The 16,467-nt window shown below is 44.6% G+C and carries 13 protein-coding genes, 1 tRNA gene and 1 pseudogene; 5 read left to right on the top strand and 10 right to left on the bottom strand.

The window, feature by feature from the left end:
- Positions 1-3: 3 nt before the first annotated feature.
- Positions 4-1,044 (bottom strand): phosphoribosylformylglycinamidine cyclo-ligase, encoded by a 1,041-nt coding sequence (purM, locus tag QTN95_RS12535; RefSeq protein WP_331417700.1) that lies wholly within the window; start codon positions 1,042-1,044, stop codon positions 4-6.
- Positions 1,045-1,220: 176 nt separating this feature from the next.
- On the opposite strand from purM, the gene upp reads away from it, so the two are divergent.
- Complete coding sequence (upp, locus tag QTN95_RS12530) at positions 1,221-1,847, top strand: uracil phosphoribosyltransferase (RefSeq protein WP_269378182.1); 627 nt, start codon at positions 1,221-1,223, stop codon at positions 1,845-1,847.
- Positions 1,848-1,986: 139 nt separating this feature from the next.
- Here upp and rluF read toward each other — a convergent pair whose 3' ends face one another.
- From rluF to QTN95_RS12515, 3 genes are all read right to left on the bottom strand, one after another.
- On the bottom strand, positions 1,987-3,012 hold the full coding sequence (gene rluF, locus QTN95_RS12525; protein ID WP_331417699.1) for a 23S rRNA pseudouridine(2604) synthase RluF: 1,026 nt from the start codon (positions 3,010-3,012) through the stop codon (positions 1,987-1,989).
- 95 nt (positions 3,013-3,107) lie between these two features.
- Positions 3,108-3,689, bottom strand: coding sequence for a DNA endonuclease SmrA (gene smrA / locus QTN95_RS12520; protein WP_138971768.1), 582 nt, complete (start codon positions 3,687-3,689; stop codon positions 3,108-3,110).
- Between the two features lie 159 nt (positions 3,690-3,848).
- Complete coding sequence (locus tag QTN95_RS12515; protein WP_011078358.1) at positions 3,849-3,989, bottom strand: DUF3149 domain-containing protein; 141 nt, start codon at positions 3,987-3,989, stop codon at positions 3,849-3,851.
- A 264-nt stretch (positions 3,990-4,253) separates the two neighbouring features.
- Here QTN95_RS12515 and QTN95_RS12510 point away from each other — a divergent pair.
- Positions 4,254-4,330, top strand: a tRNA-Pro gene (locus tag QTN95_RS12510).
- Between the two features lie 209 nt (positions 4,331-4,539).
- Here QTN95_RS12510 and QTN95_RS12505 read toward each other — a convergent pair.
- Positions 4,540-5,406, bottom strand: coding sequence for a TraB/GumN family protein (locus tag QTN95_RS12505; RefSeq protein WP_331417698.1), 867 nt, complete (start codon positions 5,404-5,406; stop codon positions 4,540-4,542).
- Positions 5,407-5,718: 312 nt separating this feature from the next.
- On the opposite strand from QTN95_RS12505, the pseudogene QTN95_RS12500 reads away from it, so the two are divergent.
- A pseudogene (locus tag QTN95_RS12500) lies at positions 5,719-6,348 on the top strand (carbohydate-binding domain-containing protein); the annotation flags it as partial.
- Positions 6,349-6,395: 47 nt separating this feature from the next.
- Complete coding sequence (locus QTN95_RS21265) at positions 6,396-6,557, top strand: chitobiase/beta-hexosaminidase C-terminal domain-containing protein (protein WP_443088792.1); 162 nt, start codon at positions 6,396-6,398, stop codon at positions 6,555-6,557.
- A gap of 76 nt (positions 6,558-6,633) precedes the next feature.
- On the opposite strand, the gene QTN95_RS12495 is transcribed toward QTN95_RS21265, so the two are convergent.
- The 5 genes from QTN95_RS12495 to nagA all read right to left on the bottom strand — a co-directional run bounded on the left by QTN95_RS12495 (position 6,634) and on the right by nagA (position 14,222).
- Positions 6,634-8,025, bottom strand: a complete 1,392-nt coding sequence (locus QTN95_RS12495) for a peptide MFS transporter (RefSeq protein WP_331417697.1) — start codon at positions 8,023-8,025, stop codon at positions 6,634-6,636.
- 294 nt (positions 8,026-8,319) lie between these two features.
- Positions 8,320-9,984 (bottom strand): asparagine synthase B, encoded by a 1,665-nt coding sequence (asnB, locus tag QTN95_RS12490; protein WP_269378188.1) that lies wholly within the window; start codon positions 9,982-9,984, stop codon positions 8,320-8,322.
- Between the two features lie 208 nt (positions 9,985-10,192).
- A complete protein-coding gene (locus QTN95_RS12485) occupies positions 10,193-11,782 on the bottom strand; it encodes a cation:proton antiporter family protein (RefSeq protein WP_331417696.1) in 1,590 nt (529 codons plus the stop codon).
- Between the two features lie 86 nt (positions 11,783-11,868).
- Positions 11,869-13,083, bottom strand: a complete 1,215-nt coding sequence (gene nagC / locus QTN95_RS12480) for a DNA-binding transcriptional regulator NagC (protein WP_331417695.1) — start codon at positions 13,081-13,083, stop codon at positions 11,869-11,871.
- A 2-nt stretch (positions 13,084-13,085) separates the two neighbouring features.
- The gene (gene nagA / locus QTN95_RS12475; protein ID WP_331417694.1) at positions 13,086-14,222 is read right to left on the bottom strand and encodes an N-acetylglucosamine-6-phosphate deacetylase; all 1,137 of its coding nucleotides are present in this window, start codon (positions 14,220-14,222) and stop codon (positions 13,086-13,088) included.
- A 481-nt stretch (positions 14,223-14,703) separates the two neighbouring features.
- Between nagA and nagE the strand changes: the two genes are divergently transcribed.
- Positions 14,704-16,278 carry an N-acetylglucosamine-specific PTS transporter subunit IIBC gene (gene nagE, locus QTN95_RS12470; RefSeq protein ID WP_331417693.1) on the top strand — a complete coding sequence of 525 codons (1,575 nt, stop codon included), beginning with the start codon at positions 14,704-14,706 and terminating at the stop codon, positions 16,276-16,278.
- Positions 16,279-16,467: the final 189 nt, after the last annotated feature.

The following is a 16,467-nucleotide window of genomic DNA, read 5'->3' as shown; positions in this document are numbered from 1 at the left end:
ATACTAGTTAATTTCTACTTGCTCTTCGCCTGATGCTGCGTTGGCAATCTCACCTATGATCCAAGCGTTTTCGCCTTCAGCTTTTAGCAGTTCAACAGCTGCGCTTGCTTGATCTTGAGGTAGAGCAACAATAAGGCCCACGCCACAGTTAAATGTGCGGTACATTTCGTGAGTGGTTACGTTGCCTTTTTCTTGTAGCCATTTAAAAATAACAGGCCATTCCCAACTGCTACCATCAACAACGGCTTTAGTACCTTCTGGTAGTACGCGAGGAATGTTTTCCCAGAAACCACCACCTGTAATGTGAGAAATCGCATGGATGTCGTGTTTCTCAATCATTTTTAGTGCTGATTTGATGTAAATCTTGGTCGGCTCTAATAGGTGTTCACCGATTGTGCGTCCAGCTAGCTCTTCATTTTTGTCTGCGCCAGATACTTCAAGGATCTTACGGATTAGTGAGTAACCGTTTGAGTGAGGGCCACTTGAACCAACGGCAATAAGGGCATCACCAGCGGCGACTTTAGTGCCATCAATGACGTCTTCTTTTTCTACAACGCCAACACAGAAACCTGCAACGTCGTAGTCTTCACCTTCGTACATGCCTGGCATTTCAGCGGTTTCGCCACCAATAAGAGCACAGCCCGCTTGAACACAGCCATCTGCAATACCTGAGACAACGTCAGCCGCAGTGTCGACGTCAAGCTTACCTGTTGCATAGTAGTCTAGGAAAAATAGTGGCTCAGCACCTTGAACGATAAGGTCGTTCACACACATAGCAACAAGGTCGATGCCGATTGTGTCATGCTTTTTCATATCCAAAGCAAGGCGCAGTTTTGTACCCACACCATCTGTACCAGATACTAGAACTGGTTGCTTATATTTAGTTGGTAGTTCACACAATGCGCCAAAACCACCAATTCCACCCATTACTTCTGGGCGACGTGTACGTTTTACAGCACCTTTAATACGGTCAACAAGCGCGTTGCCTGCATCGATATCTACGCCAGCGTCTTTATAGCTAAGAGATGTGTTATCAGCACTCACAGGGAAGTCCTCGGTTTTAAGTTGGATATGAAAACGGCGCTATTCTAACAGTGGATAAACCTATATAGCAAACGTTTGCGCAAGTTTTTTCTTTTGCGCTATGACAAGAAATTGAGAACGAAATCGTTTATAATCCTGAGGTTTGTTTAAATTTTACCTGATATCCGGAGATGGAAATGAAAGTTGTTGAAGTAAAACACCCTCTTGTGAAGCACAAACTTGGTCTAATGAGAGAAGGTGATATCAGCACTAAGCGCTTTCGTGAGCTAGCGACAGAAGTTGGAAGCCTATTAACTTATGAAGCGACAGCGGATTTTGAAACGGAAAAAGTAACCATTGAAGGTTGGAACGGTCCAGTTGAAGTGGACCAAATCAAAGGTAAAAAAGTAACAGTAGTGCCAATCCTACGTGCAGGTCTAGGCATGATGGATGGCGTTCTTGAGCATATGCCAAGTGCACGTATCAGTGTTGTTGGTATCTACCGTGATGAAGAGACGCTAGAGCCAGTACCGTACTTTAACAAGCTAGCGTCCAACATGGATGAGCGTATCGCTCTTATTGTTGACCCAATGCTAGCAACTGGCGGTTCTATGATCGCAACAATTGACCTTATAAAAGAGAAAGGTTGTAAAGCTATCAAGGTTCTTGTTCTTGTCGCGGCTCCTGAAGGTATCGAAGCGCTAGAAAAAGCACACCCAGACGTAGAGCTATACACTGCGGCAATCGATCAAAAGCTAAATGACAAAGGCTACATCGTCCCAGGTCTTGGTGATGCGGGTGACAAGATCTTCGGTACACAATAAGCGAAGATTGTAATGATTGCGAAAGAGAGCCATAAGGCTCTCTTTTTTTGTCGTAATCTAGAGAATTCAGGGCAGAGACCTATGGATAACGAGCGTGTCTGCGTGAGCAATTCTACTCGTTAGCTAATCGTCTCAAGTCTTACTTCTTCAAACTCAACGTGCCGCCTTGTGACTTAGCTGGGCGCTGCGCTTTTTCTGAAGTAGGTTTGTAGAAAGTCTTTTTAGCAGGCTTGCCTTTCGATTCTGCTTGTTGGTCACTATTGCGACCTTTCTTAGAGTTTGGAGCATGGCGGAACTCTTCGGCGTTGCGACCTTTAAAGGTACGTTGCTTTTGGTTGCGACGTGCTTTCGATTCTTGGTTCTCTTCACGGCTGTCAAATAGTTTCGCGTCAGTTGCTCGACGAATGCGTTTACCTTTCGCGTCCATCTTAGAAGCTTCTTCTGTGCCACTTGAATCTTCACACATAGCAAGAATTTCAGAGACTTCTGCGTCGGTTAGGTAGCGCCATTGTCCATTTGGAATACCATCAAGCGAAATGTTCATGATGCGGACGCGGCGAAGTTTAAAGACTTCGTAGCCGAGTGCTTCACACATACGACGTATTTGACGGTTAAGACCCTGAGTTAACACGATACGGAATGAGTATTTAGTCTCTCTTACAACTTTACAAGGTAAGGTTACGGTATCAAGAATGTTGACGCCGGAAGACATCTTGTTAATGAAGTCATCACTGATGGGCTTATCGACACGAACAACATACTCCTTCTCGTGGTTGTTACCAGCACGGAGGATCTTGTTAACGATGTCACCATCATTGGTCAGGAAGATAAGGCCGTCAGAAGGCTTGTCGAGACGACCAATTGGGAAGATACGTTTTTTATGGCCGACAAAGTCGACAATGTTGCCTGGTATATCGCGTTCGGTGGTACAAGTAATACCCGTTGGCTTATTCAGAGCGATATAAATCGGTTTGTCGACTGTGGCTGAAATCGGTTTGTCATCAACACGAACGTCGTCACCTGATTGAACCTTAGTTCCCATCTCAGGTACGAGGCCATTAATTGTTACGCGGCCCTGCTCAATCAGTCGGTCTGCTTCTCTTCGTGAACAGAATCCAGTCTCACTGATGAATTTATTTAGGCGTTTGCCAGTATCTTGTGTCATGTTGTTCTCCTAACGTTTCACAACGGCGGTTAATAAAATGTGCTGACCAAAATATCAACACAGAGAGGTCGCGCATTCTAGCACCGAGCGACAAGTTAACCCAGACGTTTTTGATGCCGTTCACGAGTTTCTATTTTTTTCTCAGCGCTTTTCCTGAGGAGCACATAAACTGCGCCAGTCCCGCCATGAAAGCGTTGGGCACTATGAACACACTGAACTTCTTTGATTTGCTTTAGCCACTGAGCAACGAAACTCTTCATTAGAGCTGGTGGATTTGAACGTTCCCCTTTGCCGTGAACAATGACAACGGTACGGATATCCATACGCATACATTGTTTTAGGAACTTAACCACTTCATCTCGAGCTTGTTCTAGTGTTCTTTTATGCAAGTCTAATCTAGCTTGAATAGGGTATTTGGCTAGACGCAGCTTTTTATACACGCCATCTTGGACACCATCACGTTTAAACTCGATGACGTCGTCTGGCTTGATCATTTCCGCGTGGTCAATAGACAGATATTCAGGATCATCTTCAGTCAGCCAAATTGCGGCTTCGCGTTTGGCGAGTTGAGCATCCGTTACTTGATGGTGTTTTTTATGTTCGGTTGTATCTTGCTTGAGAGGTTTTACATCCCCCATCATTTGTTGAAACAAACCGAATTCATCGTCTTGAGACATCACGAGATCTCAGCATGGGAAATTAATAACAGTATTATACTCAACAGGCGAAGGGAGAGGTCAAAATTTTGTAGCGAGGAAATAAAAAACCGAAGCAGACAATGTATCTACTTCGGTGCATAGCGAATTATCTATTCCGAGAAATAGGGCTAAGCGATTCTAGTGAGGAGATTTGTCGTTCATCACTTTGTAGACGATGAAACCGCCATAGAATAGCATTAGACCTAAGGCTCCAAAGATAACAATCATTGAAGATAGTCCTACCGCATTACCAAATAGGAGATCAAGCCAAAAGTCCATAGTTCCTCCGTTGTCTACAAAATGAGATGACAGGGCTTAAGGTAAGCCTTGATTAAATATGCAACACTGATCTGGATCAATTGTTGTTATTAGGTTGCTATTTTGTTTGTCTTGATGTGTTTTTGCTCACACTTTGTCGCCCGTCGATGATGTTTTAGTCAAACGAACTTAATTTTTCAAAAAGTTAGCTAAAACGGCTTGCGTATGTGCTGAGAATCCGTAATATACGCATCCGTTGACGGGCATAAGCCTGAAGAAACAACTCGGTGAATAGCGCAGCTTGGTAGCGCATCTGGTTTGGGACCAGAGGGTCGGGGGTTCGAATCCCTCTTCACCGACCACATTTAGAAAGCCGTAGCAGAAATGTTACGGCTTTTGTCGTTTAAGGGTGAATAGAAATAAGCTATCTAAGCAAGGATTGGAACCCGAGTGGGGGTCGCCTGAAGTTAGAATATGGCTCTTCACCGACCACATTTAGAAAGCCGTAGCAGAAATGCTGCGGCTTTTGTCGTTTAAGGGTGTTTCGTCGTTTATGGGCGGAGTAAGCACATTAGTACTTAAATTCACATTGAGCTTTGGTGCTTTGTGACAACTGAGATATTTTGAACCCATTATCTTTGAGTAATTGCAGGACGCTTTGCTCACCGAGTAAGTGCAGCGTGCCGACCACAACGACATAGTTTCCTTTATTGTCAGGAAGCCAGTTTGGATTCGATAGTTTCTCAGCCCAGTCTAAGTTTCTATCGGTCAACAATGCAGACTCGAGTTCCTCGGACATTTCGGCCAGTGTCGCAAATTCATTAAGCTTATCTAAATCGCCTGCCTTCCAGCTGTCTATTAGGCAATGGGTAGAATCTTCAGAATGATCAAACTCCTCGATTGCACTGATTAGCATCTCTTTACCGGCTTGGTCTTGCCCAGTAAGAAGATCAATCTGGAACTGCAAAGACTCGAGACCGATAACGGGTATGTTCCATAGCGTCGCTTTGTTGGCTAAACGTATATCAACGCCATCGGATGCTGAGTAACCAAGATACTCTATTTGCTTGAGCTGGATTGCCAGAGCGACGGCCCAAGGTGGTGAGAGGAGGAGTTCGTTGCCTTTAAGTTGTAGGAGAGTCGCAATGCCCAATAGCTCATCTTGCTGCTGTTTAGATAAAACATCCTTCGCCACTAAATCGATTGGAGGGTACTGAATTCCACTGGTTTGACGGATATCGGTTTCTACAATTAATCCCTTGCTGGTCTTTAGCTGTTTAAAGATTTTCTCGGGTAAGGGATACATGCTTTCATCGCCTACATGTACTGAACCAATGATGGTATAGGTCAATGGGCCTTTTTGAGCTTTCCAGTATAAAGGCTCAGCGTTAAGGCTAATTGAAGCAACCAGTAAACTCAGAACCATCAGTATTTTCATTTCAGCTCCTAATACCATGCGGAAAAATCGTTAAATTGCGTCTTTTTGACGTAGTTTAGCGAGAGAAAAATGCGTGTTAATTCACGTTTTTATATTTCCCGCTGTTGTTAATTTTAAGATAGAAACGGCATATTGTGATCTTAATTCACCTCTCATAGTAAGCTTTCCCCAGATAATGTGAATTGCCTCTCAGTAATCTCGTTAAAATAAGTCTGTCGATTTTGACGTTTCGTTTAAATGTCTGTTTTTATTGCGTTTTAAATGCTCATGAAATCTAAATTTTGAGATTGATATTTTTCTGGGGTAAGTAAGATGTTTAAACAAAATCTGATTGCAGCGTCAGTATTGGTAACATTGGCTGGTTGTGCATCATTTCAATAAACGGAACAACGCGTGGTGAATTCACTGGCGGAGAATCTTGATGTTCAATATCAAGTACTCACTAACCACGGTGCAAATGAAGGTCTTGCATGTCAGGACTTAGGTGCGGAATGGGCATCATGTAATCAAGTCAATATGACATTGGTGAATCAAGGTGAAGCGATCGACTCAAAAGAGTGGGCTATCTATTTCCACAGCATTCGTCTAATTCTCGATGTAGACAATGAACAGTTCAAAATCACACGAGTGACAGGCGACTTACATAAGTTGGAGCCGACAGATAAATTTGATGGTTTTTCTGCTGGGGAAACTATCGTCCTTCCTCTGATCGGCGAATACTGGCAGTTATTCGAAACGGATTTCATGCCAGGCGCATTCGTTGCAGCACCCAATGCTGAGCCTAAAATGATCGCATCTCTAAATACGGAAGATGTTGCGTCGTTTGTTACTGGGCTTGAAGGGAATAACCTAAAACGAACACCGGATGACAACAATGTTTTTGCTAACGCTGTGTCTCGCTTCGATAAGAACAAAGATCTAAACGTTCAAGACGTATCGACTATCGTTTACCTGTACCTGGTGCGAAATTGGAAAATGGTCAACTTACAATGAATGTCCAGTTCCCAGGCGTTGTTCTTCAATACTCTATTGATGGTGAGACGTGGATGACTTATTCAGACCAAGACCGCCCGATGGTCGCAGGGGAAGTATTTATTCGTTCAGTATCAGCAACGGGTGATAAAGCGAGTCGTGTTACTCGTGTGAAATAGCTTTGCATTGCCAGATAAGCAAAACGCCCAGCCAAAAAGGCTGGGCGTTTGTTATTAAGATAATAAGATAAGCGAGTTACGCTACTTGAGCTTGTTGCTCTTCGACCTGCTCTGCGTTGCTAATTGGTGTTTCTGCACCGTGCATCCAACGAACGAGCGTATTTGAGAACAGAAGTAAGACTACACCAGAAATCGTTGCTGCCACAGCGATGCCTCCGAAAATCGGCAGCGCACCTAGCTCGCCTACGTGTGAACCGATCAAACCTGCGACATAGTTGGCAATGGCATTGAAGCCGAACCACGCACCCATCATTAGCGATGCAAGACGAAGAGGTGCTAGCTTAGTGACAAGTGACAGACCAATTGGTGATAGGCAAAGTTCGCCAAGCGTATGGAAGAAGAACGCACCTACCAGCCACAGCATTGATGTCTTAACGCTAGTGTCACCGCCTTGCTCCATTACAGCGCCAACCATGCATAGGAAACCAAGTGCCAAGAAGAAAAGCGCTAGCGCAAATTTAACCGGAGAATTCGGTTCTTTTGGCCCAAGTTTTACCCATAGTGCAGCGAGTAGCGGGGCGAGAGTAATAATGAAGAATGGGTTGAGTGACTGGAACCAAGCCGCTGGAACTTCAAAACTGCCAATCATACGATCGGTATACTGCTGAGTGTAGATGTTCATCAATCCGCCTGCTTGTTCAAAGCCCGCCCAGAAAACGATAACAAACAGCCCCATTACTAGAATGACTTTTAAGCGATCAACTTCTTGTTTGGTTAACGGCTGTTTGGTCGCCGATTGTTTCTTTTCGAGATCACGAGCTGCCGCGGGTACAACGCCTATGTCACCCAGCCAAGACTTAGCTAATGTCATTTGCATGATTAAGCTGATGATCATACCTAGACCCGCGACCATAAATCCGGCCTTCCAGCCAAATTCATTGGTTACAGAACCTGATACGACACCGGCAATCAGAGCGCCTAGGTTGATGCCCATGTAGAAGATAGTAAATGCGCCATCGCGACGGTTATCACCTTCTTGGTAAAGATCACCAACCATAGTGGAAATGTTTGGCTTGAACAGACCATTACCAAGGATCAGCAACGCAAGGCCAAGATAGAAGCTGTGAGTGACGCTCAACCCAAGCATATCGGCAGGCAGAGCGAGTGTGAACTGACCAACCGCCATCAAAGCACCACCAATTAGAATCGAACGGCGTTGACCTAAGTAGTTGTCGGCAAGATAGCCACCTATCATCGGTGTGATATAGACAAGTCCAGTATAGATGCCGTAGAGATCGAGGGCATCTTTAGTCGACCAACCCAATCCACCGTTAATAGTAGTATCGGTCAAATAAAGAACTAAGATCGCGCGCATCGCGTAGTAAGAGAAACGCTCCCAAAGCTCAGTACCAAAAAGTAGGAACAAGCCTCTAGGATGTCCAAAGAATTGTTGATGTTGGTTTGTCATAAGTTTTACTAATTTGAGTTATTACAGTTTTTTATTTTTCTCTACATATACTCCTTAGACTTACTCTCTGCAAATGGCGACTATCTATGGAATTTAGCGAAATTAATTCTAACTAATTGAATTGAATGGTTTATTTTCTTGGTGGGTAAGGGGTATAGTCGTGCCACAAACTTAGTTTCCAAAACTGAGGTGTGTTTTCGAGATTGTTACATTTATGGGGAGTGTGAATGGTTTGCTGGGGGATAAATAAAAAAAGACACCTAAATAGGTGCCTTTGAATCAGTTGCTGCTGGCTTAGTAAGCGTCGTTATGTACGCTCTTAACCGCACGTCCTGAAGGGTCAGCCATATTTTTGAATGACTCATCCCATTCAATCGCTTTCGCTGAAGAACAGGCTACCGATGGACCGCCAGGAACACATTCTGCTGCTGATGGCAGAGGGAACAACTCTTCAAAGATCTCACGGTATACGTAGCCTTCTTTAGTTGTTGGTGTGTTGTATGGGAAGCGGTAAGACGCCGTTTCCATTTGTTGGTCTGTGATTTTCGCTTCAGCCACTTCTTTTAGTGTGTCAATCCAGCTGTAGCCAACGCCATCTGAGAACTGCTCTTTCTGACGCCATGCGATTGAGTCTGGTAGGTAATGTTCGAAACACTCACGCAGGATATGTTTTTCCATCTTACCATTGCCGCACATCTTGTCTGCTGGGTTGAGACGCATTGCGACATCAATGAACTCTTTGTCTAGGAAAGGTACACGGCCTTCGACACCCCAAGCCGCAAGAGACTTGTTGGCACGAGCACAGTCAAACATATTAAGTGCAAGCAGTTTACGTACTGTCTCTTCGTGGAACTCTTGAGCGTTTGGTGCTTTGTGGAAGTAGAGGTAGCCACCAAAGATTTCATCCGCGCCTTCACCTGATAGCACCATCTTGATGCCCATCGCTTTGATCTTACGTCCCATCAAGAACATTGGTGTCGATGCACGAATCGTCGTTACGTCGTATGTCTCGATATGGTAAATCACGTCACGAATGGCATCTAGACCTTCTTGAATGGTGTAAGTCATTTCGTGGTGAACGGTACCGATTTTTTCAGCCACTTCACGTGCAGCTTTAAGATCTGGTGCGCCTTCTAAGCCAACCGCAAATGAGTGTAGTTGAGGCCACCATGCTTCTGATTTCTCATCATCTTCGATACGCATAGCCGCAAAGCGCTTCGCGACCGCTGAAGTGATTGATGAATCAAGGCCACCAGAGAGTAGAACACCGTAAGGAACGTCGGTCATCAGTTGGCGTTTAACCGCGGCTTCCAACGCTTCTTTTAGTTCTTCTTTGCTGCTGCTGTTACCTTGAACGGCCGCGTACTCATTCCAGTCACGAATGTAGTAACGTTGTGGCTCAGAGTCTGTGCTGCTGTAGTAACTGCCTGGAGGGAATTCACTCACGGTTTTACATACAGGCACTAATGCTTTCATTTCTGAAGCGACATAGTAGTTACCATGCTCGTCGTAGCCTTGGTAAAGAGGAATGATACCGATGTGGTCACGACCAATCAGGTATTGATCTTTCTCTTCATCGTACAGTACGAACGCAAAGATACCGTTCAGTTCTTCAAGTAAATCAGCACCCATATCTTGGTACAGGGCTAAGATCACTTCACAGTCTGAGTCTGTTTGGAAGTCGTACTTGCCTTCATAACGAGCGCGGATCTCTTTGTGGTTGTAGATTTCGCCGTTAACCGCAAGGATGTGTTTCTTGTCTGGACTGTATAGAGGTTGCGCACCACTGTTTAGACCTACGATTGCAAGGCGCTCATGCGCAAGAATGGCTTTTGGTGATGAGTAGATACCAGACCAGTCTGGGCCACGATGGCGAAGCTTTTTAGACATTTCCAACGCGACTGGACGTAGCGCTTCTGCATCACTTTTGATGTCTAAAATACCAAAAATTGAACACATACAACTTCCCTTTAAATTTTATTTAATCTGTTAAGTTCAATTTGCCATTCTGATTAAAAAAATCAACCTTCAATGATAAAAAAAATCAATAAAAAGCCATTGTGTTAGATGACGTTTAATTAAAGTGTGTTTTTGGTGAATGATTTTCACTAAAGGTCGTTTTTTGTTCGCTAGGCATAAAAAAGGCAGCGAAATTGCTGCCTTAGTTTTATTTATGCTTCGAGAACGAAGGTTGTAATTGTTCACAAACATGGCGGGCAAAACCGCTGCCTGCCTCATTGTAGATATTGAATGCCGCATCGACACCATCTTGAATGAGTGCGTCCAACTGATCGGGATACTCAGCAATTGCGGCAATTTGACCTTGGAAGTTACGACGCTTTAACTGTTCGAGCGCGATTTGATTACCTTGGTGGTGCGGCATAGCTAATAGCACCAGCTTAACATTTGCGGTGTCTAAGATGCGCTCCCAGAAGTCTGGGTCGGTCGCATCGCCTGCAATAACGTTTCGACCATGGCTTTTATGAACGTGTGCAGCGTCTTCACGTACTTCAATACCTAAACTGATTTTTCCATAACGTTTACGCAGTTCATCGTAAGCACCTGTACCAATTCGACCCATGCCGAGGATAAGTACTTGAGCGTCTCCAGGGTTGATTAACTGGTCACGTGTGTTTAACGTTTCTGCTGCGTGCTCGCGCAACCAACGACCAGAGCGTTGATACAATGCATGACCGTGACGGTTGATAGGGGCGGCTAAGACAAATGAAATTGATACAGATATCGCCAAGGCAACGAGAATGTCACTGCTCATCCAACCCATTTTATACGCCAGTCCCCCAACAATAAGGCCGAATTCACTGAAGTTGAATAGGCTTAATGATGCCAATAGAGACGTACGGACACGGAACTTAAAGCCGTTAAGTACCAGAAAATAGAGGATGCCCTTGAGAGGCAGTAGCATCAAGAAGAGTAACGCCAACGCAAGGCCTGATAGCGTTGGTTGAGCTGACAGGCCAATATTGAGGAAGAAACAGACTAAGAACAGCTCTTTGAGGTTGAAAAGCGATTTAGATAGCTCTGACGCTTTTTTATGCCCAGCAAGCAGCATTCCGAGGATCAGTGCGCCTAAATCTGGCTTCATTCCAACCAACTCGAATAACCCCGCGCCTGCGACGAGTGCAAAGAAGATTCCAAGTAGAACCAACATCTCACCATGGCCTACCCAGTCAAGCATCTTGTAAAACAGAGGTCTGAGAAGTGGTAACGCGAATAGACCAATAGCATACCACTCGGGGAGTTTACCCGTTGATGCAGTTAAGAAGACAACAGCAAAAATATCCTGCATGACTAAGATACCAATGGCGATGGTACCGTAGGTCGCGTTCATTTCCCCTTTCTCTTGCAGCGATTTCACTGCAAATACGGTACTTGAGAAAGAGAGCGCAAAGCCAAGTAGCAGCAGTTGGTCCACTGACATTGCCGCTAATGAACTTACGCCAAGAAACTTAAAGCAGAACAGAACAACGCTGAAGAGGGCAGTAGAGAGTAGGTTATGAACCGTTGCCCCTGCCCATATTTCTTTGGAGAGTAGGGTTTTAATATCGAGCTTTAAGCCAATGGTAAACAGAAGTAGCGTGACTCCTAAATCGGCCAAAGTGATGATGGTTTCATTAGATTGATAGCCAAATGCATGTAAAGCAAAGCCTGCTAACAAAAAACCGACCAGTGGAGGTAGGTTACATTTGAGCGCAATAAAGCCAGCTAGGAAAGCGGCTGAAATTAAAATGAGTTCCATATAGTTGCGATTTCGTCCTAAAAAAACGGGCTACATATTCGTAGCCCGTTATTCTAACTCAATTAGTTGCTTACTGGTGCAGAAGATTAATCTTCTAACAATTTTTGTAACAAAACGCCATTTAACATGGCACGCTTAACCATAGCAAACGCACCTAAGGTCGGTTTCTTGTCGATTTGAGAGGCTACAATCGGTAATCCGCTATGGAATGTGGTCAAAGATTGATTTTCGACGTTACGGCGGATGGCTGGGAAGACGATCTCTTCACACTGAGTGATATCACCCGCGATAACGACTTTTTGTGGGTTGAATAAGTTAATGGTAATTGCAATTGCTTTACCAAGTTGATTACCCACGCGAACCAGACTCTGTTTTGCTAACTCATCACCTAAGTTTGCGTGTTCGCAGACATCAGATATACGGATAGTTTCAAGAGCAGTCAGACTAGACTCATAGCCTTGTTTAATCAGCTTGTTTACGCGCTCAACGATGGCAGGGTTAGCTGCAACCGTTTCAAGACAGCCAAAATTACCACATTGGCATTGCTCGCCCAGTGGGTCGATCTGGATGTGACCAATCTCACCTACGTTGCGGTTATAGCCAAGGAATACCTGACCATTAACGATGATACCTGCACCGGTACCGCGGTGAACACTGACTAAGATTGAATCCTGACAATCTTTACTCGCACCAAAGTAATGCTCTGCCAATGCCATACCACGCACGTCGTTGCCGACAAAACATTGGACATGGAAAGTCTTTTCAATCACATCCGATAGCGCAAGGTTATCAATAGTGATGTTTGGCATGTATTCAACAACACCGGCTTCTGGATTCACCAGACCCGGTAGAATGACGCCAATAGCGATCAATTGATTGATGCTTGTTTGATGGGTTTGAATAAAAGCCTTTAAGTGAGACAGCAAACCTTCAACTAATTCTTCCTCGGTGGTGTAGAAGAATTCGTTGTAGTCTGAAGCAAGCTCTTTGGCACCTAAATCATAAAGGCTGAATTGAATGTAATCTCGCCCTAGGCGAATCGCGACAGAGTGGAATGGCTCTACTTCTGTTGTGAGTGATATCGCGCGACGTCCACCTGTAGAAGCTTGTTGCGCGACCTCTTTGATTAGGCCGCGCTCGAGGAGTTGGCGGGTGATTTTTGTAACACTGGCAGGAGCCAGTTGACTGACGTCTGCAACTTGGATCCTAGAAATAGGGCCCTGCTGGTCAATCAGTCTATAAACTGCTGCACTATTTAGTTGTTTTACTAAATCTACGTTACCTATTTGTCCGCCATTCATTCTTAATTTTGCTCGTATTGTCCGTTAACAACCGTCGCTTGGACGTTGAAGTCACGGTCAAAAACAGTCAGGTTGGCAATCATACCTTTTTTCACAAGGCCAAGTTTGTCTGCCATACCGATTGCTTTTGCAGGATACAGAGTAGCCATACGCAGTGCTTCGTCCAGAGCGATACCGACGTGCTCAACAGTATTTTGTACTGCTTCAATCATAGTGAGTGCAGAGCCGCCTAGTGTGCCATTTTCATCAACACACTTACCATCTCGGTAATATACTTTCTTACCAACAAAAATAAAGTAATCCATGTCGGCGCCTGCAGGAGCTGTGGCATCGGTCACTAATACTAATTTTTCGCCCTTAATTTTGTGAGCGATTCGAATGTTTGCATAGTCGACATGGAACCCATCAGCAATGATACCTGCATAGACATCTGGCGTGTCGTAAATGGCACCGACGACACCAGGTTCACGACCAACCATAGGTGTCATCGCGTTGAATAGGTGTGTTGCGAAGGTAATACCAGCCTCAAACCCACGTCGTGCTTCAGCATACGTCGCATTGGTATGACCGATAGACACAACAATACCTGCTTGTTTAAGGCGCTCGATATGAACCAAGTCGTTGTGTTCCGGTGCTAACGTGACTTTTGCAATGACATCTGCGTTGTCACACATGAAGTCAATCATGTTGTTATCTGAAGGGCGAATGTAGTCGACGCTATGAATCCCTTTCTTCATGACGTTAAGGTACGGTCCTTCAAGATGAAGACCTAGAGACTGGTTTTGGTATTTGGCGTGGTATTCACGCGCTGCAGCAACCGCTTGACGCATATCTTCGTCAGAGGAGGTGATAAGAGTCGGGAGGAAGCTTGTACAGCCTGACTTTAGGTTAGCTTGATGCATGATTTGCATTGTTTCAGCAGTGATTTCGTCATTGAGCATCACACCGCCGCAGCCGTTTAACTGTAGATCAATAAAACCTGGGCTGACATTAGCACCATTTAGGTCGCGAGTTTCGATACCTTGAGGAAGTTCAGAAACAGGGCATACTGAATCAATAACATCGTTGTTAATGATGACAGCATGGTCAACGAGCACATCGCTGCCAGTATAGATTTTACAGTTAGTTAGCGCATACATAGTTAGCTAATCCTTATAGGTTAGATTCTTAATACTTTTAGGTGTCTAATTGAGCCCTTCTCGTCACAAGGTGGCACTTTATTCGTACGCTTCAATTAGATCGCAAAATATCTTTAGCAAACGGACAATTGGGTCTTCTAAATCACGTCAGTCACCGTGGTCGATGCTGGTGGAACATACGTGTCATATTGGCTCGATAAATGTAGGCGATACCTTATATAACAGTAATCGTAGCTCTTATCTATAATGTAAGAATACCGCGAATATCGGGTAATGAATGCTATTTTTTTGGATTGTAAAATAAGTTTTATGATCTCGCTAGCAAAAACCTTGGATATTGGCTGTTTCTGGTGATTATGATCACAAATGATGAGGTTTTAATTTGCGGAGCAAAATTAATGTCATAAACTGAGCAGGACTAAATTGAGCGACTAAAAAAAGTAGCTCAGCCAAAAACAAAATCCTATAGGGGGAACTTAAGGTGAATATTCTTGGATATGCGCAAAAGTTAGGTAAAGCTCTTATGCTTCCTATCGCAACGCTTCCAGTTGCGGCGCTCTTACTACGTTTAGGTCAAGGCGACCTACTAGATATTCCATTCATGGCGCAAGCAGGTGGAGCAATCTTCAGTCAATTACCACTTCTATTTGGTCTTGGTATCGCAATTGGTCTATCTAAAGATGGCCAAGGCGCTGCTGGCCTAGCTGGTGCCGTTGCATACTTCGTGCTAACAGCAACAGCAACAACAATTAATGCTGACATCAACATGTCATTCTTCGGTGGTATCATCGGCGGTATTATTGCGGGTCACTCATACAACGCTTTCCATGCAACCCGTCTTCCTGAGTGGTTGGCATTCTTCTCTGGTAAACGTCTAGTCCCTATCATGGCAGGTCTATTCGCTCTAGTTGCAGGTGCAATCGCAGGTGTTGTATGGCCAAGCATTCAAAGTGGTCTTGACGCTCTTGCACACGCAGTTTCGACTTCTGGCGCAATTGGTCAGTTCGTTTACGGTACTCTTAACCGTGCGCTAATCCCTGTAGGTCTTCACCACGTTCTTAACTCATACTTCTGGTTCGGTATGGGTACGTGTCAAGAAGTTCTAGTTACTGGTGCTCAAGCTGCTGGTCAGGCTCTACCTGCACTACAACAGCTTTGTGTTGACCCAGCTCTAGCTAAGACTCTTGTTGCTGGTCAAACTCACACATTTGAATTTGCTAACGCTGTAACTCCAGAAATCACTGCAACTGTTAAAGAAGTAACTGAAACAGTTAAGTCTGGTGACCTACACCGTTACTTCGGTGGCGACAAAGCTGCTGGCGTATTCATGAACGGCTTCTTCCCTGTAATGATGTTCGGTCTACCAGGTGCGGCTCTAGCTATGTACTTCGCAGCTCCAGCTGAAAAACGTAGCCAAGTTGGTGGTGCACTATTCTCAGTAGCTTTCTGTTCATTCCTAACTGGTATCACAGAGCCGCTAGAATTCATGTTTGTGTTCCTAGCTCCAGCTCTATACGCAATGCACGCTGTATTCACTGGTCTATCTCTAGTTGTTGCTAACATGTTTGGTACGCTACACGGCTTTGGTTTCTCTGCTGGTCTAATCGACTTCGTACTGAACTGGGGTCTAGCAACTAAACCGTTCACTCTACTGCTAATCGGTCTAGGCTTCGGTGCTCTATACTTCTTCACTTTCACGTTCGCTATCCGCGCATTCAACCTGAAATCTCCAGGTCGTGAAGATGACGACGAAGAAGCGTCAGCTGCTCCAGCAGGTGATGCTAAAAACGGCGACCTAGCACGTCAGTACCTGAAAGCTCTAGGCGGTCATGACAACCTAACTTCAATTGACGCTTGTATCACTCGTCTACGTCTTACTCTAAAAGACCGCTCTGTAGCTGACGAAGTTGTACTTAAGAAGCTTGGTGCTAAGGGTGTTGTGAAACTAGGTGAGAACAACCTTCAAGTTATCCTTGGTCCTCTAGCTGAAATCGTTGCTGGCGAAATGAAAGCAATCGGTGCTAACGAAGACCTATCTGATGTAAAACTTCCATAATAACCTCTGGTTAATTGGTAAGTGACGAAAGCCTCCTTTGGGATAACTCCGATCAGTTAAGTAAATGATCAGTTGAACGATCCTGTGGTTGGTTGAAAATACCCTCAAACATTTCATATTTGAGGGTATTTTTTATGTTGGCTCACTGGCTTATTGATGTTGATGACTTCGCTTCTCCTGATTCACTTA

The sequence above is a fragment of the Vibrio sp. M260112 genome (genome assembly GCF_036533775.1).
Taxonomy (GTDB): domain Bacteria; phylum Pseudomonadota; class Gammaproteobacteria; order Enterobacterales; family Vibrionaceae; genus Vibrio.
This window is presented reverse-complemented; position numbering and strand designations above follow the sequence as displayed.

Bases quoted from the DNA above. Each gene is read 5' to 3' on its own strand.
- upp (WP_269378182.1), top strand. From the start codon at position 1,221: ATGAAAGTTGTTGAAGTAAAACACCCTCTTGTGAAGCACAAACTTGGT.
- rluF (WP_331417699.1), bottom strand. From the start codon at position 3,012: ATGACACAAGATACTGGCAAACGCCTAAATAAATTCATCAGTGAGACT.
- smrA (WP_138971768.1), bottom strand. From the start codon at position 3,689: ATGTCTCAAGACGATGAATTCGGTTTGTTTCAACAAATGATGGGGGAT.
- QTN95_RS12515 (WP_011078358.1), bottom strand. From the start codon at position 3,989: ATGGACTTTTGGCTTGATCTCCTATTTGGTAATGCGGTAGGACTATCT.
- QTN95_RS12505 (WP_331417698.1), bottom strand. From the start codon at position 5,406: ATGAAAATACTGATGGTTCTGAGTTTACTGGTTGCTTCAATTAGCCTT.
- QTN95_RS21265 (WP_443088792.1), top strand. From the start codon at position 6,396: ATGAATGTCCAGTTCCCAGGCGTTGTTCTTCAATACTCTATTGATGGT.
- QTN95_RS12495 (WP_331417697.1), bottom strand. From the start codon at position 8,025: ATGACAAACCAACATCAACAATTCTTTGGACATCCTAGAGGCTTGTTC.
- asnB (WP_269378188.1), bottom strand. From the start codon at position 9,984: ATGTGTTCAATTTTTGGTATTTTAGACATCAAAAGTGATGCAGAAGCG.
- QTN95_RS12485 (WP_331417696.1), bottom strand. From the start codon at position 11,782: ATGGAACTCATTTTAATTTCAGCCGCTTTCCTAGCTGGCTTTATTGCG.
- nagC (WP_331417695.1), bottom strand. From the start codon at position 13,083: ATGAATGGCGGACAAATAGGTAACGTAGATTTAGTAAAACAACTAAAT.
- nagA (WP_331417694.1), bottom strand. From the start codon at position 14,222: ATGTATGCGCTAACTAACTGTAAAATCTATACTGGCAGCGATGTGCTC.